Source organism: Arthrobacter sp. S41, from assembly GCF_004320535.1.
In the GTDB taxonomy this organism is placed as follows: Bacteria; Actinomycetota; Actinomycetes; order Actinomycetales; family Micrococcaceae; genus Glutamicibacter.
Genome location: NZ_SIHY01000002.1, coordinates 397,253 through 419,707, shown reverse-complemented (window position 1 = coordinate 419,707; position 22,455 = coordinate 397,253). Strand labels below are relative to the sequence as shown.

At 61.3% G+C, this 22,455-nt stretch carries 23 protein-coding genes; 15 read left to right on the top strand and 8 right to left on the bottom strand.

Translation table 11 applies throughout. The features are described from left to right. The first annotated feature begins 56 nt into the window (after positions 1-56). From EYR88_RS13265 to EYR88_RS13240, 5 genes are all read left to right on the top strand, one after another. Positions 57-920, top strand: a complete 864-nt coding sequence (locus EYR88_RS13265; RefSeq protein ID WP_131090228.1) for a bifunctional methylenetetrahydrofolate dehydrogenase/methenyltetrahydrofolate cyclohydrolase — start codon at positions 57-59, stop codon at positions 918-920. 109 nt (positions 921-1,029) lie between these two features. Further along, a complete protein-coding gene (locus tag EYR88_RS16425) occupies positions 1,030-2,391 on the top strand; it encodes a histidine kinase (protein ID WP_347559259.1) in 1,362 nt (453 codons plus the stop codon). Further along, positions 2,318-2,752, top strand: a complete 435-nt coding sequence (locus tag EYR88_RS16420) for a response regulator transcription factor (RefSeq protein ID WP_347559260.1) — start codon at positions 2,318-2,320, stop codon at positions 2,750-2,752. The genes EYR88_RS16425 and EYR88_RS16420 overlap by 74 nt, the downstream gene beginning before the upstream one ends. An 82-nt stretch (positions 2,753-2,834) precedes the next feature. Then, positions 2,835-3,176, top strand: a complete 342-nt coding sequence (locus tag EYR88_RS13245; protein WP_131090227.1) for a TM2 domain-containing protein — start codon at positions 2,835-2,837, stop codon at positions 3,174-3,176. Between the two features lie 121 nt (positions 3,177-3,297). Then, the gene (locus EYR88_RS13240; protein WP_131090226.1) at positions 3,298-3,528 is read left to right on the top strand and encodes an SHOCT domain-containing protein; all 231 of its coding nucleotides are present in this window, start codon (positions 3,298-3,300) and stop codon (positions 3,526-3,528) included. Between the two features lie 48 nt (positions 3,529-3,576). On the opposite strand, the gene EYR88_RS13235 is transcribed toward EYR88_RS13240, so the two are convergent. After that, positions 3,577-4,962: an MFS transporter gene (locus EYR88_RS13235; RefSeq protein WP_131090225.1), complete on the bottom strand. Its 1,386-nt coding sequence runs from the start codon at positions 4,960-4,962 to the stop codon at positions 3,577-3,579. A gap of 128 nt (positions 4,963-5,090) precedes the next feature. Here EYR88_RS13235 and EYR88_RS13230 point away from each other — a divergent pair, with 128 nt between their 5' ends. Both EYR88_RS13230 and EYR88_RS13225 read left to right on the top strand, forming a co-directional pair. Continuing rightward, positions 5,091-5,990 carry a LysR family transcriptional regulator gene (locus EYR88_RS13230; protein ID WP_131090224.1) on the top strand — a complete coding sequence of 300 codons (900 nt, stop codon included), beginning with the start codon at positions 5,091-5,093 and terminating at the stop codon, positions 5,988-5,990. 32 nt (positions 5,991-6,022) lie between these two features. After that, a complete protein-coding gene (locus EYR88_RS13225; RefSeq protein ID WP_131090223.1) occupies positions 6,023-6,379 on the top strand; it encodes a VOC family protein in 357 nt (118 codons plus the stop codon). Here the strand turns inward: EYR88_RS13225 and EYR88_RS13220 are convergent. Both EYR88_RS13220 and EYR88_RS13215 read right to left on the bottom strand, forming a co-directional pair. Beyond that, positions 6,327-6,989, bottom strand: a complete 663-nt coding sequence (locus EYR88_RS13220) for a response regulator transcription factor (RefSeq protein WP_131090222.1) — start codon at positions 6,987-6,989, stop codon at positions 6,327-6,329. The genes EYR88_RS13225 and EYR88_RS13220 overlap by 53 nt on opposite strands. Further along, entirely contained in the window at positions 6,986-8,149 is a 1,164-nt protein-coding gene (locus EYR88_RS13215; protein WP_165477369.1) for a histidine kinase, read from the bottom strand. The genes EYR88_RS13220 and EYR88_RS13215 overlap by 4 nt, the downstream gene beginning before the upstream one ends. A 109-nt stretch (positions 8,150-8,258) precedes the next feature. Between EYR88_RS13215 and EYR88_RS13210 the strand changes: the two genes are divergently transcribed. The 5 genes from EYR88_RS13210 (at position 8,259) to EYR88_RS13190 (ending at position 12,077) form a co-directional block, all read left to right on the top strand. Continuing rightward, a complete protein-coding gene (locus tag EYR88_RS13210) occupies positions 8,259-9,041 on the top strand; it encodes a GAP family protein (protein WP_165477368.1) in 783 nt (260 codons plus the stop codon). Positions 9,042-9,110: 69 nt separating this feature from the next. After that, positions 9,111-9,608 (top strand): hypothetical protein, encoded by a 498-nt coding sequence (locus EYR88_RS13205; protein ID WP_131090219.1) that lies wholly within the window; start codon positions 9,111-9,113, stop codon positions 9,606-9,608. 92 nt (positions 9,609-9,700) lie between these two features. Beyond that, the gene (locus EYR88_RS13200) at positions 9,701-10,537 is read left to right on the top strand and encodes an exodeoxyribonuclease III (protein ID WP_131090218.1); all 837 of its coding nucleotides are present in this window, start codon (positions 9,701-9,703) and stop codon (positions 10,535-10,537) included. A gap of 9 nt (positions 10,538-10,546) precedes the next feature. After that, complete coding sequence (gene trpS, locus EYR88_RS13195; protein ID WP_131090217.1) at positions 10,547-11,563, top strand: tryptophan--tRNA ligase; 1,017 nt, start codon at positions 10,547-10,549, stop codon at positions 11,561-11,563. 7 nt (positions 11,564-11,570) lie between these two features. Beyond that, positions 11,571-12,077: a 2'-5' RNA ligase family protein gene (locus EYR88_RS13190; protein WP_165477367.1), complete on the top strand. Its 507-nt coding sequence runs from the start codon at positions 11,571-11,573 to the stop codon at positions 12,075-12,077. A 65-nt stretch (positions 12,078-12,142) separates the two neighbouring features. Here the strand turns inward: EYR88_RS13190 and EYR88_RS13185 are convergent, their stop codons facing one another. From EYR88_RS13185 to sdhC, 5 genes are all read right to left on the bottom strand, one after another. After that, a complete protein-coding gene (locus tag EYR88_RS13185) occupies positions 12,143-13,594 on the bottom strand; it encodes a catalase (RefSeq protein WP_131090215.1) in 1,452 nt (483 codons plus the stop codon). Between the two features lie 129 nt (positions 13,595-13,723). After that, complete coding sequence (locus EYR88_RS13180; protein WP_131090214.1) at positions 13,724-14,506, bottom strand: succinate dehydrogenase iron-sulfur subunit; 783 nt, start codon at positions 14,504-14,506, stop codon at positions 13,724-13,726. Further along, positions 14,506-16,293 (bottom strand): succinate dehydrogenase flavoprotein subunit, encoded by a 1,788-nt coding sequence (gene sdhA, locus EYR88_RS13175; RefSeq protein WP_131090213.1) that lies wholly within the window; start codon positions 16,291-16,293, stop codon positions 14,506-14,508. The genes EYR88_RS13180 and sdhA overlap by 1 nt, the downstream gene beginning before the upstream one ends. A gap of 53 nt (positions 16,294-16,346) precedes the next feature. After that, positions 16,347-16,793, bottom strand: a complete 447-nt coding sequence (locus EYR88_RS13170) for a succinate dehydrogenase hydrophobic membrane anchor subunit (protein WP_131090212.1) — start codon at positions 16,791-16,793, stop codon at positions 16,347-16,349. 3 nt (positions 16,794-16,796) lie between these two features. Next, positions 16,797-17,177, bottom strand: a complete 381-nt coding sequence (gene sdhC / locus EYR88_RS13165) for a succinate dehydrogenase, cytochrome b556 subunit (RefSeq protein ID WP_131090211.1) — start codon at positions 17,175-17,177, stop codon at positions 16,797-16,799. A 279-nt stretch (positions 17,178-17,456) separates the two neighbouring features. Between sdhC and EYR88_RS13160 the strand changes: the two genes are divergently transcribed. The 3 genes from EYR88_RS13160 to EYR88_RS13150 all read left to right on the top strand — a co-directional run bounded on the left by EYR88_RS13160 (position 17,457) and on the right by EYR88_RS13150 (position 22,443). Next, positions 17,457-18,572 (top strand): mannose-1-phosphate guanylyltransferase, encoded by a 1,116-nt coding sequence (locus EYR88_RS13160; protein ID WP_131090210.1) that lies wholly within the window; start codon positions 17,457-17,459, stop codon positions 18,570-18,572. Positions 18,573-18,787: 215 nt separating this feature from the next. Next, positions 18,788-20,932, top strand: a complete 2,145-nt coding sequence (gene betT, locus EYR88_RS13155; protein WP_131090209.1) for a choline BCCT transporter BetT — start codon at positions 18,788-18,790, stop codon at positions 20,930-20,932. Beyond that, entirely contained in the window at positions 20,929-22,443 is a 1,515-nt protein-coding gene (locus EYR88_RS13150; protein WP_131090208.1) for an aldehyde dehydrogenase family protein, read from the top strand. Before betT ends, EYR88_RS13150 begins: the two co-directional genes overlap by 4 nt. The last annotated feature ends 12 nt before the right edge of the window (positions 22,444-22,455 follow it).

The window sequence follows — 22,455 nt, the reverse complement described above, 5'->3', positions numbered from 1 at the left end:
CGCCTGGGTTTGCACACCACCCGCCTTGGCAACGAGGCGCCTACGGAAGGATACGCGTGAGCGCACGCATTCTCGACGGAAAGGCCACCGCGGCCACCATCAAGCAGGAACTTGCTGAACGTGTGGCCAAGCTGAAGGCTGCTGGTCACTCCACCGGTCTGGGCACCATCTTGGTCGGCAATGATCCAGGTTCGGCCTGGTACGTCGGCGGCAAGCACAAGGACTGCGCCGAGGTGGGCATCGAGTCGATCCGCGTGGATCTGCCCGAGGAAACCACCCAAGATGAACTGCTGGCCAAGGTCCGCGAACTGAACGAAAATCCGGATTGCACCGGCTACATCGTGCAGCTGCCCTTGCCTAAGCACATCGACCAGGACGTCATCCTCGAGGCGATGGATCCTTCCAAGGACGCCGACGGTCTACACCCAATGAACCTTGGCCGTCTGGTGGCCAACGTGAATCGCCCGATGACTTCGCCGCTGCCTTGCACCCCGCTGGGTTGTGTAGACCTGTTGGCCCGCCACGATATCGATCTGAACGGCAAGCACGTGCTGGTCTTAGGTCGCGGCGTGACCATTGGCCGTCCGGTCGGGCTGTTGCTGACCCGTCGTAGCGTGAACGCGACGGTTACCCTGGCACACACCGGCACCACCAACCTGCCAGAACTTCTGGCTCAGGCCGATGTCATCATCGCCGCCGCCGGCGTGCCACATATTGTGAAGGCCGACGCTATCAAGCCCGGCGCGATCGTGCTCGACGTGGGTGTCTCCCGCGTTGACGGCAAGGTCACCGGCGACGTGGACCCAGCCGTGGCCGAGGTTGCTAGCTGGATCAGCCCGAACCCCGGCGGTGTGGGCCCGATGACTCGCGCGATGCTACTGAACAACGTGGTCGAGGCCGCCGAGCGCAACGCCCGCTAGTCTCAGCCCGCGCCTTCCCTAGGCGTGCGCGCCGTACTCATGCGGGAGTACAGCGCGCACACCGCCAGTAGCATGTGTTGACCCGGCCCGCCAGAGTATCCTCAGTTTCATGAGAAGACGAGCGCTGTTCCTCCCCGTGACCGTCGCCGTCATCCAGATCGTGGGCACGCATATGGCTGCTTGGCACCAAGGCGTCGATCTCACGGCCGGGACGCTGGCGCTGTTGCTGGCCGGGCCGGTCCTCTTGATTTTCCGCCGGCGATCGCCGGGCCTGACCGCCGCCGGATGCGCCGCGGTCGCCCTGGCCCACGTGGTGGCCGGATTCCCGCCGGGCCCTTTCGTCGTATCGATGGCGATCGCCCTGGTGCTCGCCCTGGTTTCCGGGGCGCGGTGGTGGGCCTGGGGATCGGCCGCCGCTTTCGCCGCCGGGGCCGCCGGACTGTTCCAGTGGCGAGGGTCCCCGCCGCTGTTCAGTTTGATCTGGCTGGTGGTGCTCTTGCTGGGTGCGGAGCTGGCCCGGGCCGGGAGGTTGCACCGCATTGAGCGCCACCGCGCCGAAGCCGAGCAGCTTAAGCACCACGCCGATCAGGAACGTCTGGTGATCGCCCGCGACATTCACGACGTGGTCGCGCACTCCCTGTCGATGATCAACGTGCAGGCTTCGGTCGCCCTGCATTTGGCCGAAAAGGATCTCAATCCGGCCAAACTGCTTGAGGCCCTGACCAATATCAAGGCGGGGTCCGCACAGTCGCTGAACGACGTGCGCGAGGTCCTCTCGGTGCTCCGCCAAGACGCCCCGCGCATCCCCAGCCAGCGCCTGGAACAGCTGCCGGATTTGCTCGCCCAGCTCACCGGGCGCCAAACGCACTACTCACCGCCGAGCAGCGCGCCTGTCTGGATGGATGACGCAGTGGAGAACACGATTTATCGGGTGGTGCAGGAATCGCTGAACAACGTCGTACGCCATGCCAAGGCCAGTCGAGTGGAAGTGGCCGTGCAGCTCACCGAAACGCGGGCGCAGGTGAGCGTGGCCGATGACGGGATCGGACTAGGCCCCGCGCAAGAGGGCAACGGCCTACGCGGATTGCGCGAACGTGTTCAGGCCTTAGGCGGTACCGTTACTCTCAGCGCAGGCATCTTACCCGGCACCCCAGGAGAATCCATGAGCATCGGCGTACTGATAGTCGACGACCAGTCGCTGATTCGGGCCGGGTTCAGCGCGTTGCTGGAGGCCGAAGCCGACATGTCGGTGCTGGGCACCGCAGGCAGTGGCACCGAGGCGGTGCAGCTGGCGCGCGCCACCAAACCGGATGTCGTACTGATGGATATCCGCATGCCGCACGGTGACGGAATTTCTGCGACCGCGCAGATCACCGCCGATCTGCCCCCGCGTGATCATGCTGACCACCTTCGAGCTCGAAGAGTACATTCTGGACTCGATCCGCGCCGGAGCCAGCGGGTTCCTGGTTAAAGACACCGAGCCGGCACAGCTGATCGAGGCGGTGCGCATTGTGGCGGCAGGCGATTCGCTGCTCTCGCCCAGTGTCACCCGTACCCTGCTGAGCCAAGTGGCCGCCGGGATCCAGAAGAAGCTTCCCAACGATCCGCGGCTGGCCGAGCTGACCGCCCGGGAGCGCGAAGTGCTGGTGCAGATCGGCACCGGGAAAACCAACGCGGAGATCGCAGCTGAACTTTTTATCACCCCGCTGACCGCAAAAACCCATGTTTCGCGGATCATTGGCAAGCTAGGGGTCCGCGATCGCACCTCGCTGGTGGTCCTGGCCTACGAATCCGGATTGATCGCGCCCGGTCAAGCGCTGGGCAACGCGTAACCCACGCCGGATTGGGACGCAATTCTCAAGTTGTCGGATAAAGTGGTGGAATCATCACACAACGATCACTAGCGAGGTACCCATGACGGAAAATACTGGCGGCCAGCCACAGCGCCCCTACGAGCACCAGCAGCCCATCCAAATTAACAACCACATTGTTGTGGTGAACCAGAAGAGCATGCTGCTGGCCTATGTACTGTGGTTCTTCCTCGGCCAGCTGGGCATCCACAAGTTCTACCTCGGACAGGTAGTGGCGGGCGTCGTGTACCTGGCCCTGGGTGTCGTCGGCTGGGCTACGACCTTCATCCTGATCGGCTGGGTGCCTTTGGGCGTGCTGTGGATCTTGCTGATAATCGACATATTCACCATCCCGGGCACGGTGCAACGCATCAATCAGCGGGGCACCACCCGATACATGGCCTAGCGTACCGGCAGTGTGCCCGGGGGAGTACGCGGTCAGAGCACAGTGTCTTCCGTAGGCGGATGTGCTGGCGGGCGGAACGAGGGAGAGTGGATGCATCAGTTCCCACGATCCAAGGAGCATCATGTTCACGACTCTCGCCCACGCCGCAAGCTACGGACCAGGCCCGTTCTGGTTCTTCCCGATTTTCTGGTTCCTGGTGATCGGCTTGTTGATCTTCACCTTCAAGCGCCGCCGTTGGCAGCACCAAGGTCCGGCCAGTGCAGAAGGGGTGTTGCGCGAACGCTTCGCCCCCGGGGAGATCGACGACACCGAGTACTGGCAGCGTCTGGAAGTCTTACGCACCAAGAAGTAATCCTTAAACACGGAAAGCCCGCTTACAAGGCGTGCCTTCCGTGTTTAATTAGGCGTCTTGCGTGGATTTCACCGGCTGTGCACGGCGCGCGTCGAAGACCAGGGCACCGACTTCCTGCTCGGCCTGGTTGCGGAAGGACAAATCGATGCCGCTGCGATCGCGAATCAGCGAGACCGCGGTGAAGGATACCGCCACCACAATCAGCAGGTACACGGCCACCGCAGTGGTTCCACCGGTGGCCTGCACCAGCGCTTGAGCGATCGTCGGTGCAAACGCGCCGCCGACGATCGCTCCGATCGGGTAGGAGATCGAAACGCCGGAGAAACGCACCGAGGCGGGGAAGAGCTCGGAGTACAGCGCCGCCTGCGGGCCGTAGGTCAGACCCAGGCCGATGGAGAACAGCCCGAAGGCTACGTAGAGCATTCCCAAGGAGCCGGTGTTCACGAGGGCAAAAACCGGGAATAGCGAAAGCGCCAAGACGATGAAGCCCAGCTGGTAGGTGCGCTTGCGGCCGATCTTATCTGACAGCAGCCCGGCCACTAGGGTCATGACCAGCCAGATCGCGGCACCAAAGGCCACCGCCACCAGCACATCGGTGCGCTCCAGGCCAATGGGGCCTTCTGGGTTGGTGGTGTAGGACTGGAAGAACCCGCCGGTGGTCATGTACCCGGCGGCATTGTTGCCGGCAAATACCAGCGCGGCGACGATGACCAGCGGCCAGTGTTTTTTGAACAGCACCAAGACCGGCACCTTGGTCTGCGCCTTGTGCTCGGCGATCTCCTCGAACACCGGGGACTCGTCCACGGACCGGCGGACAAAGTAGCCCACCAGGATCAGCACAATCGAGACGAGGAATGGCACTCGCCAGCCCCAGGCCATAAACGCGTCGCCCGGAGAAACCACCCCGGTCATCAGTGCCATGGTGCCCGAGGCGAGCAGCATGCCCAGCGGCACGCCAACCTGCGGGTAGGAACCATTTCGGCCTCGGTGGCCTTCGGGTGCGTGCTCCACCGCCATGAGCACCGCTCCGCCCCATTCGCCACCGGCCGAGATACCCTGCAAGATGCGCAATAACAAGAGCAGCACCGGCGCCCATAGTCCAGCGGTTTCGTAGGTCGGCAGAACGCCGATCAGCGTGGTGTAGGCACCCATCAGCGCCAGGGTGAGTACCGGCATGGCCCGGCGGCCGATTTTGTCGCCAAAGTGCCCGGCCAAAAACGCACCGAGTGGGCGGAAGAGGAAGGATAGGCCTACCGAGGCGAAGGAGATCAGCAGCGCAATCTCCTGGCCTGCGGGTTCAAAGAAGAGCTTGGAGAAGACCAAGTCGGCGGCGGTGGCGTAGATGAAGAAGTCGTACCACTCCACGGTGGTGCCGATGACGGTGGCGAAGGCGACGCGTCGTTGGTTCGCCTTGATGGCGTGTGCTGTTGTCATGAAGCTTCCCTTGCGAGCGGGGGCTCGGACACCTGTCACTCGACCCTGAGTTGTGGATAACTTCAGTGTGACAGTGGATACAGGTAAGGTAAACTTCAAATTTATGCACAACTTCTGAAGGTGAGCTTATGTATTCGATGCGCCATTTGGAAATCATGGCCGAGCTACCCGGGCACACAACCCTCGGCTCGGCGGCCAGCGAACTACGGATCTCCGAATCGGCGTTGTCCCAGGCCATTACCGCGATCGAAAGACAGGCCGGGGAGAGCCTGTGCCTGCGCCGCAAGGCACACGGCTTTTCGCTCACCGCCTCCGGGCACCACTTCGCGCAGATGGCCCGAAAAATCCTGGTCGACGTTGGCGAACTGAGCGCCACCTTCCCGCAAAGCGACGGAAAATTACGCGGCCCGGTGCGCTTTGGCTGCTTCGCTTCCCTCTCACCCCACCTGATTCCGGCCACGCTCGAAGGATTCAAGCACCCCGACGTGCAGCTGGAAGTGCGCGTGGGAACCCATGCCGAACTGCTGCCGGCACTGCGCAATGGCGAACTGGATGTCGCCTTTGTCTACGACCTCTCGCTGCCCGCGGATCTGGACAAGCAGGAAATCTACCGCACCGAGATGCATGTGGTGCTGCACCCCGAGCACCGGTTGGCCAAGCTCAAGCGCCCGCTGGAATTGGCCGACCTGGCCGAAGAGCCGCTGATCATGTACGAGTCCGAACCGAGCACCGATCACCAGATGCAGCTCTTCGCCTCGCAGGGGCTGACCCCGAAAATCGTCGCCGCCGTCCCGCAGATGATCCTGGTCTCCGCCATGGTCGGGCGCGGGCTGGGCTACGGGCTGCTGATGCGCCGGCCGAATAACGCCGAAGTCTCCGTGGAGGGCCGGCCGCTGGCCTTCCGCGACCTCAAGGCGCCGAACTATCCCAATGCGGTGGTGGCCATCACCCCGCGCGGAGTGCGCATCCCCGCCCGCGTGCAGGCGCTGATCGAGCACTGCGCCTGCGCAATGGCTGAATCCTGGTAGACGCGAGGAAAACCTGCGCGCATAATGGGGCCATGATTGGCACATGGCAGGCCATGGTCATCGACTGCGAAGACCCCGATGCACTGGCCGAATTCTACGAACAGCTCCTGGGAATGGTGCGCATCGACAACGAGCCGGACTGGGTGTCCATCGGCGACGCCCCGGACCACCCGGCGCTCGCCTTCCAGGCGGTCAGCCCGTACGTGGCCCCGCAATGGCCCGGGCACGTGCACCCGCAGCAGGCGCATATCGACGTGAAGGTCAAGGATCTGGACCTGGCCGAAGAACAGGTGCTGCACCTTGGCGCGCGCTGGACCGGCGAAGGGTCCAAGACCTTCAGGGTGTACCTGGATCCGCAGGAGCACCCCTTCTGCCTGGTGAGCTGGTAGCCGCGTAGGCGATCTTCGCCGCCTGCAGCCGGGTCGAGACTCCGAGTTTGGCCAGCACCTGGGAGACATGCGTCTTCACGGTGCTCTGCCCGATGCCCAGCCGCTGCGCCAATTGCGGGTTGCTCAGCCCTTCGGCCAACCCGTCGAGCACCTCGCGTTCCCTGCCGGTCAAGCCATCAGGCAGCTTCGCGATGCCGGGCTCCGGCGCCAGCGCCCGGGCCAGAATCCGCGCAGTCACCTGCGGATCCAGCACCGATTCGCCGCGGCCGGCGGCACGCACGCCCATGATGATCGCCTGCGGTTCGGCGCTCTTGAGCAGGAACCCGTGCGCCCCGGCCTGCAGCGCGCCAAAAAGGTACTGGTCGTCATCGAAGGTCGTGAGCACCACGACGCGGCAGCTGCCATGCAGCGCCTTGGTGGCCTCGATGCCATCGAGCACCGGCATGCGCAGGTCCATCAGGATGACGTCGGGGGACAGGGCACGGGCCATGGAAATGGCCGATCGCCCGTCGGCCGCTTCGCCCACGACTTCCAGGTCTTCCGCGGCCTGCAGCACCAGCCGGATCCCCATGCGCACGGTGGCATGGTCATCGACGATCAGGACTTTCACGGCTTCTCCATTGCTTCAATTGGTCCGGGGAATTCCACGCGCACCTCGAAATCCGGGCCGGTGCGCACCTCGAACCGCCCATCGAGCGCGGCGACTCGGGTCCGGATATTCTCCAGCCCGGTCCCCGCTCCGGGGGCGCGGCCGGCGTCCTGGCGCAGCCCGTTGCTCGCCGTGATCGCCAGGCCCTTCTCCTGGATCACGCTAAGTTCCAGGGTAGTGCCCGGTGCATGCTTGGCGTGGTTGACCAGCAGCTCGCAGACCGTGCGGTGCGCGGCGGTATGCACCGCCGGGCCGAAGCGCTGCGGATGCGCCACCCGGTACTCCCAGCGCACCGGGCTGCCGAATCCGGCCACCAGCTCGGGCAGGTCCTCGATCCGCGCCTGCAGCGCAGGGCCGCCGGCATGCAGCATCCGCACCATTGCGGCCATGTCCTCCAAGCCGGAAACCGACTCATCGCGGATGCTCTGCAACGGAGCCCGCACCGCCGGGGGTGCGGCCGGAAGCAGGGCGCCGGAGAGCAGGGCGATTGAGGAGAACCGGGCCGAGAGCACGTCATGCATCTCGCGGGCCAACGCGGTGCGCTCCTGGACGCGAGAAAACTCGTGCTCGGCGACAAGTTGGTCTTCGCGGGCATCGGCCGCCGACTGGACCGCCTCTGCCCGCTGGGCTTCTGCCCGGGCCAGTTCCTTCGCGGTGCGCACATTCTCCGCCCAGAGCATCGGGGTGAAGAGGATGAAACCGGCCATGAGCAGGGCCAGCACCACTTCCTGCGGATTCCGGGTGCCTAGCCAGGTGGCGATGGCCAGCGAGATGGCGGCCAGGCACAGCAGCGCCAGCGCCACCGTTCGGGTGCGGACCGAACCGAGCAGGAACAGCCCGAAGACGCACTCGAAGACCAGGAAGTATCCGCCGATGCTGCCCACGGCCAGCAGGCCGGCGCCGGCGAGCAGCATGGCCACGGAGCTGGCTACGAGAAAACGGCGACGGACCAGCACGGCGGCCAAGCCGAAGAGCAGCAGGACGATCCATTCGTATCCGCGGATCGCGGACCATGGGGGATTGGCCAGTCCCGAAAGATGCAAGATGACGGTGAGCACCAGATAGGTGCCGACGACCTCGGGTTCCTTGTCTCCGCTGCCCATCCGCCGAATGAAGTTCATGCTTCCAGCATCCCCGAACTGGCTGCCCGCCGGTATCCCCCTTAAGGAGGAGAAAGCGCAGCCCACTGGCCGATACCGCGAATCGGCAGGGCGCGGAACAGTGGAAACCATGGACATCATGACGAGCAATCCCGAACTATCCCTTCTCATCCTGGCGCTGATCGACTCGACTAGCATCGGCACCCTGGTCATTCCGCTGTGGCTGCTGCTGCGGGGGCGCCGCGAAGCCATTGCCAAGGTCCTGGCCTACCTGCTGGTGATCGCCGGATTCTACTGGATCGTCGGGGTGCTGCTGCGCAGCGGGTTACTGCTCATCGATCCCGGCATCTTCCAGCACCGGATCTTCCGGCTGGCCGGAATGGCGGTCGGGGCGCTGATGATCATCTGGGCGCTCACCTACCGCACCGATGCGCAGAAGGAAGCCAGCGCACGGAAGAAAGCCATCGCGCATAGCGGCGCGGCACCTGAAGGACCGGCACCGAGCCCGGCGGACGCAACCGGCCAGGTGCCGCGGCGCTTGCGCAGCCGTTTGGGAACTGCGCTGGATACCCGCACCGGGCTGATTGCCCTGGCCCTGTTCGCCGGCCTCTTGGAACTGCCCACGATGCTTCCCTACCTGGCGGCCGTCGGGGTGATGCAGGGTGCCGGCTGGGGCACCAGCGTGCAGCTGCTCGCGCTGATCGGCTACTGCTTGGTGATGATCGTCCCGGCGTTGGTGCTGGTTGGCGCCCGTGCGCTCGCCGGCCCGCGCATCGAAGCCTGGATGCAGAAGATGGGGGCCAAAGCCTCGGCCTACGCCCAGGAAACCCTTGGCTGGGTGGTGGGCATCGGCGGATACTTGCTCATTCGCGCATGCCTTTCCGGGCAGGACCTGCACAGCTTGTTCGGCTAACCACGCTGTGGGCGAAAGCGCGGGCCGCCAATTGGCTTGCGGTGGGCAGGTGGTGCGAGAATTGGTGCTATGGAACCTCTAGGCAGCAGCGCGAAGCAGGGCAAGAAGATCTCCCTGAACGCATCAACATTGGCAATGGCCGTTATGGTCATCGTTCTTCTGGTGGCAGTGGTCTTCGCCGCCAACTCCAACGAGATCGTCGGCTGGTTTGTTGTCGCGATTTCCGCTGGCTGGCTGCTGCTGGCCGCCTTCATGATGTTCGGCCTCAAGCGTGGGGCCGATCGGATCAACACCTCCTTGCGTGAAGCCACCGCCGCGGCCACCCCGCGTGCCCAGGCCGGCACCGTGGTGGTTGATGAGTCCACCAGCCAGCGCGATATGAAGCTGGACCACTCGTTCAAGATCGTCCAGGTCCAGGCCCGCGTGGTCTCCGAACAGCGTGCGGCCAACGGCCCGGAGTCCGAGGCGATGATCGATCGGGCACTGGAGACAATCCAGATGACCGCCGCCAATGCGCGGGACATGATCAAGCCGGCCAAGCCGATGGACGGCGAAATAATCGACTAACACTTTGGGGCAACGCACACGCGTTGCCCTTTCTCATTCGGCTCAGAGGTGATCAACGCGTAATTGGTCGCAGAATTTTGTAAGCTGGTTAGGTGATACCTACCAGCGTGGAAATTCTGAGCAAGGACGCCGGCGCTTTGCGCGTTGCGTCGGTCAACGTCAACGGCATTCGCGCCGCCTACAAGCGCAATATGGCCGACTGGATCGCCGCCCGCGACGTCGACATCCTGTGCCTGCAAGAAGTGCGCGCACCGGATCAAGTCCTGCGCGATCTGATCGGCGAGGGCTGGCACATTTTGCACGCCGAAGCCAAGGACAAGGGCCGCGCTGGCGTGGCTGTACTCTCGCGCCTTCAACCGGTTGCCGTGCGCGAAAACATCGGCGAGGAGTACTTCGCAGAATCCGGCCGTTGGGTCGAAGCAGACTTCGAGGTCAACGGCGAGATCTTCACCGTCGTCTCCGCCTATGTGCACTCCGGCGAACTGGGCACGCAAAAGCAGGAAGATAAGTACCGCTTTTTGCAGCGCATGAACGTGCGCCTAGTCGAGCTGAAAAATGAGAAGGACCATGTTCTGGTGGTGGGCGATCTGAACGTCGTGCACACCGAGAAGGACATCAAAAACTGGAAGCCAAACCACAATAAGCGCGCCGGTGTGATGGACGAGGAGATCGCCTACTTTGACGGCTTCTTCGGTGAGACGGGCTACAAGGACGTGGCCCGCGAGCTCGCCGGCGATGCACAGGGCCCCTACACCTGGTGGTCCTTCCGTGGGCAGGCCTTCGACAACGACGCAGGTTGGCGTATCGACTACCACATGGCCACCCCCGCCCTTGCCGACAAGGCCATCAAGTCCCACGTAGACCGTGCCTCGGCCTACGATTTGCGCTTCTCCGACCACTCACCGCTGGTCGTCGACTACCAGTTCTAAGGAACCACAATGAACACCAACCGTTCTCGCGTCCTCTCGGGCATGCAGCCATCGGCCGATTCGCTGCACCTAGGCAACTACTTGGGCGCACTGGTCAACTGGGTTAAGGCCCAGGACGAGTACGAGGCGTTTTTCTTCATTCCGGACATGCACGCGATCACCACGCCGCAGGATCCACAAGCGATGCGCACTCGCACCCGGGTGACCGCTGCCCAGTACATCGCTGGCGGCATTGACCTGGACAAGTCCACCTTGTTTGTCCAGTCCCAGGTGCCCGAGCACGCACAGTTGGCCTGGGTGCTCAACTGCATCACCGGCTTTGGCGAAGCCGGCCGGATGACCCAGTTTAAGGACAAGTCCTCCAAGGGTGGCGCGGATGCCGCCAGCGTGGGCCTATTCACCTACCCCATCCTGATGGCTGCGGACATTTTGCTCTACCAGCCACAGGGCGTGCCGGTGGGTGATGACCAGCGTCAGCACGTGGAACTGGCTCGCGACTTGGCCAAGCGCTTTAACCACCGATTTGGTGAGACCTTCACCGTGCCCGAGGCCTTCATTCCCAAAGAGGGCGCACGCATTTATGACCTACAGAACCCGACGTCCAAGATGTCCAAGTCGGCTGAGTCGCCCGCTGGCCTGATCAACGTGCTCGACGAACCGAAGCTGATCGCCAAGCGCATCAAGTCCGCGGTCACCGATGCCGGGTCCGTGGTGGCTTATGACAAGGCCGAAAAGCCTGGGGTATCCAACCTGCTTGATATCCTGGCCGCCGTGACCGGCAAGCACGTTCCGGAACTGGTCAACGAGTTTGAGGGCAAGATGTACGGTCACCTCAAGGTGGCCGTGGCCGAGGCCGTGGTGGAAGCGCTGACCCCGGTCCGCACCCGCACCCTAGAGCTGCTTGATGATCCTGCGGAGCTTGATCGCCTGCTGCTCGCCGGTGCCACCAAGGCCCGCGAAGTCGCCTCGAAGACCGTGGCCGACGTATACCAGAAGGTCGGCTTCCTGCCGCCGTTGGGTATCTAGGAATCAGATGGTTTACACCCTGGGCGTAGTGATCCCGGTGCCACAACCGCACCGGGAGACTTTACGTGCCTGGCGCCGGGAATTCGGGGGAGCGGCGACCGAGGTCATCGCCCCACATATCACCTTGGTCTCGGGCTCGTACCTGCATTCATGGGAGAAGGCGGCGGCCCAGGTGCGCCGAGTAGCAGCCACGGTGGAGCCTTTCACCATCCAGCTGGGTCCGGCTCGAACCTTCCGGCCGGCCAGTGACGTGGTTTTCTTGCCGCTAGAAACCGGCACGGATGAATGCTGGAAGCTGCATCGTGCGCTGCTGGGCGACGCACTGCGGCACGAATCAGCCTTCGCCTACCATCCGCACCTGACGATCGCCCAGAATGTGCCTGCGCGGCAATTGGACGCCGCGGAGGCTGCGTTGGGTCAGGCGCATCTGTCCTTCGCGGCGGATCGCATCCATTTGTTCGATACCCGTGGCGGGGATTGGAACTTCAGCGAGGACATCGCATTGGGCTCCTAGGCTCCCAAAATGCCATGCAGAAAACGCCAGCCTCAAGGCTGGCGTTTTCTGTGCTCACTGGCGGTTTACTTCTGGCGGACGTTGGCCTCGATCTTCGCTCCGGTGTCCGCGTCGATGTTCTTCCAGTACTCGATCGCGTTGGACAGCACCGGTTCGATGACCCCGTCCAGCGCCCCGGTGACAGTTTGGACCAGTTCGGCGCGCTGGGCATCATCCATCACCTCGCGGACCAGAATGCCGGGCTGGACGAAGTCCCCGTCGTCCTTGCGCACCGTGTAGGCCTCGCGGACCAGTTCGCCGTCGGACTCGAAGGAAGTCTCCGCCGGACCGGTTTCATCGCTCCACGAGTCCCCAAAGGAGTTTGGCGCGTAGACGCTGCGATCGCCGGTGTGCTCGTAGGTCATATTCCCTTCGAAGTTGTACGAGTGCACCGGGCACTTGGGCTTGTTCACCGGCAGCTGCTGGAAATTGGTGCCGATGCGGTAGCGCTGTGCGTCAGCATAGGCGAAATTGCGTCCCAGCAGCATCTTGTCCGGGCTCATCCCCATGCCCGGGACCATGTTCCCGGGGGAGAAGGCTGCCTGCTCGATCTGCGCGAAGAAATTCTCCGGGTTCTTATTCAGCGTCATGGTGCCGACCTTGATCCGCGGGTAGTCCTTCTTGGACCAGACCTTGGTCAAATCGAAGGGGTTGAACCGGTAGGTCTTCGCTTCCTCGTACGGCATGACCTGCACGTACAGGTCCCACTGCGGGAAATTGCCGGCCTTGATCGCTTCGAACAGGTCGCGGCGGTGGAAATCGGCGTCGGCCCCGGCCAGTTCCTCGGCCTGTGCCCCGCTCATGGTCTCGAACTTCTCGGACTGCTTGTTCAGGAAGTGGTACTTGACCCAGAACTTCTCGCCGGCTGCGTTGACCCACATGTAGGTGTGCGAGCCGTAGCCGTTCATCTCGCGCCAGGTCTTGGGCAAGCCGCGCTGGCCCATGATGTAGGTGACCTGGTGGGCGGATTCGGGGTTCTGCGTCCAGAAGTCCCACTGCATGGTGCCATCGCGCAACCCGGAATCGGGAAGCCGCTTCTGCGAGCGGATGAAGTGCGGGAACTTCATCGGGTCACGGACAAAGAAGACCGGGGTATTGTTGCCGACCAGATCGAAATTGCCTTCGGTGGTGTAGAACTTCATCGCGAAGCCGCGCACATCGCGCCAGGTGTCCGGTGAGCCCAGCTCGCCGGCGACGGTGGAGAAGCGCATCAGTGCTTCGGTTTTCACCCCGGGCTGGAACAGCGCCGCCTTGGTGTACGCCGAGATATCTTCGGTGGTTTCGAACTCTCCGAAGGCTCCGGCGCCCTTGGCGTGCGGACGGCGTTCGGGCACGTTCATCCGGTTGAAATGCTGCAGGGTCTCGATCAGGTGGTGGTCGTGCAGCACGATCGGCCCGTTGGGGCCCACGGTCAGCGAGTTGCGGTCGCTGGCTGCCGGGATGCCTGCCTGGGTTGTCGATGTTGGTTCACTGGCCATGTTTTGCTCCTGCGCGTTGTGGTGCATTGGGAAAGGGCGAGTACTGCCCATCATGCCACGACACGCGCAGGAGTTGAAGGGGTGCAAAAAGGCCCGAACCATCAATGGTTCGGGCCTCTTGGCGCGTCCTTAGACGGTGCGCGAGAGAATTGCCTGCTTAACCTCGGCGATAGCCTTGGTTACCTGGATGCCACGTGGGCATGCTTCGGAGCAGTTGAAGGTGGTGCGGCAACGCCACACGCCTTCCTTGTCGTTCAGGATTTCCAGACGCATGTCGCCTGCATCATCGCGGGAGTCGAAGATGAAGCGGTGTGCGTTCACGATCGCAGCTGGGCCGAAGTACTGACCGTCGGTCCAGAACACTGGGCAGGAGCTGGTGCACGCGGCGCACAGGATGCACTTGGTGGTGTCATCGAACTTCGCGTGGTCCTCAGCGGACTGGTAGCGTTCCTTGGTTGGTTCGTGGCCCTTGGAGATCAAGAATGGCATGATCTCGCGGTAGGACTGGAAGAACGGTTCCATGTCGACGATGAGGTCCTTTTCAAGGGGCAGGCCCTTGATGGCTTCAACGGTGATCGGCTTGGAGGTGTCAAGGTCCTTGAGCAGGGTCTTGCAGGCCAGGCGGTTACGGCCGTTGATGCGCATCGCGTCGGAGCCACACACACCGTGCGCGCAGGAGCGGCGGAAGGACAGCGAGCCGTCGTGCTCCCACTTGACCTTGTGCAGGGCATCGAGCACACGGTCGGTGCCGTACATGGTCAGCTTGAAGTCTTCCCAGTAAGCATCCGCGGTGGCTTCTGGAAGGAAGCGGCGAACGCGCAGGGTGATGTCGAAGCTAGGGATTTCTCCGCCGCCACCAACACCAGGCTTCAGCTCAATTTTTGATGGGGGTTCTGGCAGTTCGGTGCTCATTAGTACTTACGCTCCATTGGCTGGTAACGGGTAAAGATGACCGGCTTGGTTTCCATGCGGATACCCCGGATGTCTTCGGTGATAGCGTCGGCATCGCGGAAGGACATCGAGTGCTTCATGAAGTTCTCGTCATCACGGTTCGGGAAGTCTTCGCGGTAGTGACCGCCGCGGGATTCCTTGCGGTGAAGGGCAGCGACGATCATAACCTCGGCCAAGTCCAGCAGGAAGCCGAGTTCTACAGCTTCGAGCAGATCCAGGTTGAAGCGCTTGCCCTTATCCTGGATGCCGATGTTCTTGTAGCGGGTGCGCAGTTCTTCAACAACGCCACGGGCTTCCTTCAGGGTGTTCTCATCGCGGAATACCTGGACGTTAGCGTCCATGGTCTCCTGCAAGATGGTGCGCAATTCCGAAACGCGCTCGGTGCCGTTGGAATCCAACAGGGCCGAGAGCTGCTCGGTAACAAATACCTCTGGGTTTTCAGGCAGTTCAACAAATTCAGCGGTCTTGGCGTATTCAGCGGCCGAGATGCCGGCGCGCTTACCAAAGACGTTGATGTCCAACAGCGAGTTGGTGCCCAGACGGTTCGATCCGTGCACCGATACACAAGCAACCTCACCGGCAGCGTACAGACCTGGAACAACGGTGTTGTTGTCCTGCAGTACCTCTGCGTCGATGTTGGTTGGCATGCCACCCATGACGTAGTGGGCGGTTGGGAACACTGGTACTGGCTCGGTGTATGGTTCCACACCCAGGTAGGTACGAGCGAACTCGGTGATGTCTGGAAGCTTGGCATCGATGTGTGCTGGTTCCAGGTGGGTCAAATCCAGAAGGACGTAGTCCTTGTTAGGACCGCAACCGCGGCCTTCGCGCACTTCGTTAGCCATCGAACGAGCCACGATGTCTCGTGGTGCCAAGTCCTTGATGGTTGGAGCGTAGCGCTCCATGAAGCGCTCACCGTCGGAGTTACGCAGGATTGCGCCTTCGCCACGAGCAGCTTCGGAGAGCAGGATGCCCAGGCCGGCCAAGCCGGTTGGGTGGAACTGAACAAACTCCATGTCTTCCAGTGGAAGACCCTTACGGAAGGCAATGCCCATGCCGTCACCGGTCAGGGTGTGTGCGTTGGAGGTGGTCTTGAAGACCTTGCCGGCACCACCGGTTGCGAAGATGATCGACTTTGCCTGGAACACGTGCAGTTCGCCGGTAGCCAGGTCGTAGGAGACAACGCCAGCAACACGCTTCTGCTTGTAGGCGGTGCCGTCCTCGCGGTAAGCATCTTCTTCAACGGTCAACAGGTCAAGTACGTAGAACTCGTTGTAGAACTCAACGTTGTGCTTGACGCAGTTTTGGTACAGGGTCTGCAGAATCATGTGACCGGTGCGGTCTGCTGCGTAGCAAGCGCGGCGCACGGCGGCTTTGCCGTGGTCGCGAGTGTGGCCACCGAAGCGACGCTGGTCAATCTTGCCTTCTGGGGTTCGGTTGAAGGGCAAGCCCATCTTTTCCAGGTCGAGCACGGCGTCGATGGCTTCCTTAGCCATAACCTCGGCTGCGTCCTGATCAACCAGGTAGTCGCCACCCTTAACGGTGTCGAAGGTGTGCCATTCCCAGTTGTCTTCTTCGACGTTGGCAAGTGCTGCACACATACCACCCTGGGCTGCACCGGTGTGCGAGCGGGTTGGGTAAAGCTTGGTTAGCACTGCGGTGCGTGCACGCTGACCGGATTCGATCGCTGCGCGCATACCTGCACCACCGGCACCGACGATGACTACGTCGTACTTATGTACCTGCATTCTTGATGCTCTCTTTTCTAAAAATCTATCTTGCTATCGGCTGAAACGAGGAGTTACAGGCACTGCTGTAGCTGGCTACCAGTGACACAAGGATCGAAGGTGAAGATCACCAGGGAGCCCAGCACGATGATGAAGATTGTTGCGACGTACAGAATGCCCTTGAGCCAAGCGCGGGTTGCGTGCTTTTCTGCGTAGTCGTTGATGACGGTGCGCACTCCGTTGGCGCCGTGCAGCATGGCTAGCCACAGCAGTGCCAAGTCCCAGAACTGCCACAGCGGTGAAGCCCACTTGCCAGCAACAAAGCCGAAGCCGATGCCGGAAATGCCTTCGCCGACCATGAGGTTGGTGAACAGGTGGCCGAAGATCAACACGATCAGTACTACGCCGGAGAGGCGCATGAACAGCCATGCCAGCTTCTCGAAGCTGCCGTGCGACTTCGGTCCGCGCTTGTACTTAGGATCAATGCGCTGGCTGCGGGGAGCAGGAATAGAAACGCTCATGGCTTAGTGGCCTCCCAAAGCGATCGACAGGTGACGGATTGCGAAAGCTGCGAAGACGATAACCCAGAGGATCAAAACACCCCAGAGCATCTGGCGCTGGTACTTGGTACCCTGCTTCCAGAAGTCCACCAGGATCAGACGCAGACCGTTGAATGCGTGGAAAAGGATTGCTGCAACCAGACCGACTTCACCAAAAGCCATCCACGGAGTCTGGTAGGTGCTGATGATGGCGTTGTAGGCGTTAGCATCAACGCGGACCATTGCCGTGTCGAGTACGTGCACCAGCAAATAAAGAAAAATAGCGACACCGGTGACTCGGTGTCCCACCCAGGACCACATGCCTTCATGGCCGCGGTAAAGGGTGCCTGACGAAGTCTTCGACACTGAACTTAACCTCCAAGGCTCGCAACGGCGCATGTGTATATTGCACACAATGAGATTTGACGCACTTGTGCGAGCGTTCCTTGTGCGAGTCTAAACCACATGGCACACTGCAATCTATTTCGTGTCGAGTTCCTGTGAGCATGTTCACCGAATAGCACGAAAAAAGCGCCCAGTGGCTGATATTTCGGGCTTATTACCGCATACTTACCGTTCGTATTTCCGCGCAATGAAAGATGTCAATGGACGGAATTATCCACCGGATGAATTAGTCTGGAATGCGTGAATGCAGACCTATTAGCCAGATTCCACGGCGTGATCCCCGCCGGCGGTGTTGGTACCCGATTGTGGCCGCTGTCCAGGGCTTCGGCTCCCAAGTTTTTGCACGATCTGACAGGCTCCGGATCGACGCTGATTCGTGCCACCTATGACCGCCTGGTCCCGCTGGCCGGTGAACGCATTATGGTGGTCACCGGTCGTGCCCACCGTGGAGCGGTAGTCAGCCAGTTGCCGGAACTGTGCGACGAGGATCTGGTGCTTGAGCCAGAGCCGCGCGACTCCGCGGCAGCGATCGGGCTGGCCGCAGCCATCTTGTACCGCCGCGATCCGAACATCATCATGGGTTCCTTTGCCGCCGACCAGGTCATTGAGCCGGTGCAGGTGTTCCAAGAGGCTTTGAGCGAAGCCATTCATACCGCGGCCACCGGCAAGATCGTGACCATCGGTATCCATCCGACTCATCCATCCACCGCCTTCGGTTATATCCGCACCGGGCAGCTGCTGGATATCCCTAACGCGCCCACCGCTCGTGGTGTGGTGGAGTTTGTGGAGAAGCCGGACGAGGATACCGCACGCAAGTATCTGGCCTCGGGTGGATTCTTCTGGAACGCAGGCATGTTTGTCGCCCCGGTGAGCCTGATGCTTGAGCACCTTGAAGCCAATGAACCTGCGCTGCACGCCGGACTAATGAAAATCGCAGATGCCTGGGAAACCGAAGCACGCGACGAGGTCATGCGTGAAGTCTGGCCCGATCTGCCAAAGATCGCCATCGACTATGCGGTAGCCGAACCCGCAGCCGCCGCAGGAGATGTGGCAGTGATCCCCGGCGTCTTTAACTGGGACGACGTGGGAGACTTCGCCGCGATCGGCCGCTTGAACAAGGCCAGTGCCGAAGAGGGCATCATTAACCTCGGAGACAAGCAGGTCCGCGTGTATGCCGATAACGCTACCGGCGTGGTCTACTCGGATCGTCCGCGGGTCATCGCGCTGGTCGGCATCGAAGACGTGGTGGTCGTTGATACCGCCGACGCGCTGTTGGTCACCACCAAGGAGCACGCGCAGAAGGTCAAGCAGACCGTGGAAGCTCTAAAGGCTGACGGAGCCACCGAGGTGCTCTAGAGCGCACGCGCTGGCAAAAAACACTGTTGGGCCAAGCCGAGATGTACAACAAAAACCGTTGTATGTCTCGGCTTTGTCATTTTTGACGCAATTATGAATTATCTCCCAACTAGGATTTAATATGCCGACCTGACCTCACGTTTTATGTGGCGGTCTGTAGGGGTAAAGCCAAATTGACCGCCAAAAGACGTGGGCGCGTTGATAGGTTGGAAGACATGACTACGGCCAAGATGAACGATGAGTTGTCCAAGTCCGAAAGCAATTCTCCGCCTGGTTCGCCACCGCCAGCGGAGAAAACAAGAATCAACAAGGTGGTGTTTTACGGCTCGGCACTACTGGTGCTGGCCATTGCCCTGTGGGCGATGATCGACCGCGAATCAGCAAGCGCCGTTATTACCACCACGGTGAACTGGATCGGCAAAAACTTCGGCTGGTACTACACCCTGATTGTGGTCTCGGTACTCGTTTTTGTTGTGGGTATCGCAATTTCCAAGGTGGGCAAAACCCGCTTAGGGCCGGATCATTCGCGCCCCACCTTCAACATGTTCACCTGGGCGGCCATGCTTTTTGCCGCCGGCATCGGCATCGATTTGATGTTCTTCTCGGTCTCCGAACCGGTCACCCAATATCTGGCGCCGCCGGCCATTGAAGGCTCGACCGTAGAAGCGGCACGACAGGCGATGGCCTGGACGCTATTCCACTACGGCCTGCTCGGCTGGGGGCTGTACGCACTGATCGGCCTGGCGCTGGGCTACTTCGCCTACCGGCATAACCTTCCACTATCCATCCGCTCGGCGCTGTACCCGATTTTAGGTAAGCGCACCGAGGGCTGGATCGGGCACACCGTGGATATCGCCGCCATGCTCGGCACCATCTTTGGTATCGCCACCTCCTTAGGCATTGGTGTGGCGCAGCTGAACTACGGGCTGAACTTTATGTTCGGCATCCCGGAGAACCGCTCGTGGCAGATCATCCTGATCGTCATTGCGGTCATTATGGCCACCGTCTCGGTACTGACCGGTGTGGAAAAGGGCATCCGCCGGCTCTCCGAGCTGAACGTGGTGCTGTGCATTGCGCTGATGCTCTTTGTACTGATCACCGGTTCCACCGCGTACCTGTTCGACGGCATCGTGAACAACATCGGCGACAGCATCGCCATGTTCCCCTCCATGGCGCTAGATACCTTCGCCTATGACCGTCCGGATGAATGGCTGAACGGTTGGACGTTATTCTTCTGGGCCTGGTGGATCGCTTGGGCCCCATTTGTGGGACTGTTCCTGGCACGTATTTCGCGCGGGCGCACCATCCGCCAGTTTGTCATCGCCGTGCTGGTGATTCCTTTTGCGTTCATTCTGCTGTGGATCTCGATCTTCGGCAATAGCGCACTGGAACTGGTCCGCTCGGGCAATACCGCCTTTGGAGAGGTGGCGATGAATACCCCAGAGCGTGCGTTCTACTCGCTGCTGGAACAGATGCCTTTTGCCCCGGTGACCGCGGCGATCGCAACCTTCACCGGTCTGCTGTTCTACGTCACCAGTGCCGACTCTGGTGCGCTGGTGATGGCCAACTTCACCTCGCACCTCAAAGACCCACAGGCCGACGGCTCCAAACCGGTACGACTGTTCTGGTCGTTGGCCACCGGCCTGCTGACCTTGGGCATGCTCTTTGTTGACGGGGTGCCCACCTTGCAGGGCGCCACGGTGATTATGGGATTGCCCTTCTCCTTTGTTTTGGTGTTGATCATGCTGGGGCTCTTTAAGTCCCTGCGCATGGAAACTGCACTGGCGGATAGCTACCAGAACAACATGCACAAGGTGCTCACCAGCCGCATGGGATCAAATTCGGATCGACGCAATTGGAAGCAGCGCATGACCCGCGCAATGACCTACCCGGGCCGGCGTTCAACTACCCGGTTCCTGAATGAGACCGCGTTGCCTGCCCTGCAGGAAGTCAGCGAGGAATTCACCGTTCGTGGGGCCAAGGTCAGCCTGGAAATCGAACAGGTGGAGCACCTGGGATTGGATTCGCTGGATCTGGTGGTCGCCAACGGAGAAGAACGTCCGTTTAAGTACCAGATCTATCCGGTGCAGCTGCAGGTGCCAAGCTTCGCGCGAGTTTCCTCGGGCAAAAACGATTACTTCCGCGTCGAAGTTTTCTCCCAGGAAGGCAGCCACGGTTATGACCTGATGGGTCTGACCAAGGAGCAACTGATCTGCGATGTGCTTGATCAGTACGAAGCGCACCTGGTGTTCCTCGAAGCGCAGACCGAACTTGCCGCCCCGAGCCAGATCAACGCCAGTGGGGCATCCAAAACCCACTGGGAATCAGATTTTGAAACGACACCGAAAGAGGAAGCATGAGTTTTCCACGCAATGAAAATCCGCGCCTACACAGTGGCGCTACCCTATTTATCAACGGTGAATTCCAGCCGGCCGCTAGTGGTGCCACCCGCACCATCAAGTGCCCGGCCAACGGTATTGAGGTAGCCACGGTCTCGGAGGCTGCCCAAGAGGACTCCGAACGCGCCATCGCTGCCGCTCGCGCTTCCTTTGACTCAGGCATCTGGTCCCAGGTCCCGGCCGGTGAACGTGGAGACTTCCTACTGAAGGTCGCCGATCGTTTGGTTGAGCGCAAGGACGAATTTGCGCTGGCCGAAACCCTGGATACCGGCAAGCGCCTGGTCGAATCCGAAATTGATATGGACGACATCACCAACAGCTTCCGCTACTTCGGCAAGCTCGCCGGAAACGACGCCGGACGTCTGGTGGATGCCGGGGATGCCAATATTCTCAGCCGCATCACCTACGAACCAGTCGGTGTGGCCGCGATGATCACCCCATGGAACTATCCGCTGCTTCAGGCCGCCTGGAAAATTGCGCCGGCCATCGCCGCAGGCTGCTCCTTTGTGCTCAAGCCAGCCGAGCTGAGCCCGTCCACCGCGATCTTGATGATGGAAATCCTCGACGAGCTGGGCCTGCCCAAGGGTGTGGCCAACCTGGTCACCGGTACCGGTGCACAGGCCGGGGCGATCCTCTCCGAGCACCATGATGTAGATCTGGTCTCTTTCACCGGCGGTCTGGTTACCGGTCGCAAGGTGGCTGCAGCCGCAGCGGGCACGGTGAAGAAGGTGGCACTGGAACTGGGTGGCAAAAACCCGAATGTCATTTTTGCCGACGCCGATTTTGATGCCGCCGTTGACAACGCGTTGAACGCAGCATTTGTGCACTCCGGCCAGGTTTGCTCCGCCGGAGCTCGACTGGTGGTTGAAGAGTCGATCGCCGAAAAGTTTGTTGATGAGCTGGTGCGCCGCACCAAAAACATCAAGCTTGGTGGACCCTTTGATGAAGAAGCTGAAACCGGTGCACTGATTTCCGAGGACCACCTGGCCAAGGTGGAAGCCTACGTGCAGGCCGGCATCGCCGAAGGTGTGCGGGTGCGCTGTGGTGGACGCCGTGCTACGGCCGAGGACGGCGCAGGACTAGAAGCAGGCAGCTTCTACCTGCCGACCATTCTGGATCAGGTTCAGCGCGGCATGTCCGTGGTGGTTGATGAAGCCTTCGGTCCGGTAGTGACCGTGGAAACCTTCAGCACCGAAGACGAAGCAGTGCAGATCGCCAATGACACCGACTACGGTCTAGCCGGTGCGGTGTGGAGCCAGGATGCTTCAAAGACCCAGCGTATCGCCGCACGGCTGCGTCACGGCACCATTTGGATCAACGATTTCCACCCATACCTGCCACAGGCAGAGTGGGGCGGCTTTGGCCAGTCCGGTGTAGGCCGCGAGCTCGGCCCGACCGGCCTGGGCGAGTACCAGGAAGCAAAACATATTTACCAGAACCTGGCACCACAGGTCACCGGTTGGTTTAAGTAAGGAGCATCCCAA

What these genes read in the sequence shown, in the direction of transcription:
- EYR88_RS13190 (WP_165477367.1), top strand. Translation starts at nt 11,571, where the DNA reads ATGGTTTACACCCTGGGCGTAGTGATCCCGGTGCCACAACCGCACCGG.
- EYR88_RS13215 (WP_165477369.1), bottom strand. Translation starts at nt 8,149, where the DNA reads ATGAACTTCATTCGGCGGATGGGCAGCGGAGACAAGGAACCCGAGGTC.
- sdhA (WP_131090213.1), bottom strand. Translation starts at nt 16,293, where the DNA reads ATGCAGGTACATAAGTACGACGTAGTCATCGTCGGTGCCGGTGGTGCA.
- EYR88_RS16420 (WP_347559260.1), top strand. Translation starts at nt 2,318, where the DNA reads ATGCTGACCACCTTCGAGCTCGAAGAGTACATTCTGGACTCGATCCGC.
- EYR88_RS13180 (WP_131090214.1), bottom strand. Translation starts at nt 14,506, where the DNA reads ATGAGCACCGAACTGCCAGAACCCCCATCAAAAATTGAGCTGAAGCCT.
- EYR88_RS13230 (WP_131090224.1), top strand. Translation starts at nt 5,091, where the DNA reads ATGTATTCGATGCGCCATTTGGAAATCATGGCCGAGCTACCCGGGCAC.
- EYR88_RS13235 (WP_131090225.1), bottom strand. Translation starts at nt 4,962, where the DNA reads ATGACAACAGCACACGCCATCAAGGCGAACCAACGACGCGTCGCCTTC.
- EYR88_RS13150 (WP_131090208.1), top strand. Translation starts at nt 20,929, where the DNA reads ATGAGTTTTCCACGCAATGAAAATCCGCGCCTACACAGTGGCGCTACC.
- EYR88_RS16425 (WP_347559259.1), top strand. Translation starts at nt 1,030, where the DNA reads ATGAGAAGACGAGCGCTGTTCCTCCCCGTGACCGTCGCCGTCATCCAG.
- EYR88_RS13210 (WP_165477368.1), top strand. Translation starts at nt 8,259, where the DNA reads ATGGACATCATGACGAGCAATCCCGAACTATCCCTTCTCATCCTGGCG.
- EYR88_RS13225 (WP_131090223.1), top strand. Translation starts at nt 6,023, where the DNA reads ATGATTGGCACATGGCAGGCCATGGTCATCGACTGCGAAGACCCCGAT.
- betT (WP_131090209.1), top strand. Translation starts at nt 18,788, where the DNA reads ATGACTACGGCCAAGATGAACGATGAGTTGTCCAAGTCCGAAAGCAAT.
- EYR88_RS13245 (WP_131090227.1), top strand. Translation starts at nt 2,835, where the DNA reads ATGACGGAAAATACTGGCGGCCAGCCACAGCGCCCCTACGAGCACCAG.
- EYR88_RS13170 (WP_131090212.1), bottom strand. Translation starts at nt 16,793, where the DNA reads ATGAGCGTTTCTATTCCTGCTCCCCGCAGCCAGCGCATTGATCCTAAG.
- EYR88_RS13240 (WP_131090226.1), top strand. Translation starts at nt 3,298, where the DNA reads ATGTTCACGACTCTCGCCCACGCCGCAAGCTACGGACCAGGCCCGTTC.
- EYR88_RS13185 (WP_131090215.1), bottom strand. Translation starts at nt 13,594, where the DNA reads ATGGCCAGTGAACCAACATCGACAACCCAGGCAGGCATCCCGGCAGCC.
- trpS (WP_131090217.1), top strand. Translation starts at nt 10,547, where the DNA reads ATGAACACCAACCGTTCTCGCGTCCTCTCGGGCATGCAGCCATCGGCC.
- EYR88_RS13205 (WP_131090219.1), top strand. Translation starts at nt 9,111, where the DNA reads ATGGAACCTCTAGGCAGCAGCGCGAAGCAGGGCAAGAAGATCTCCCTG.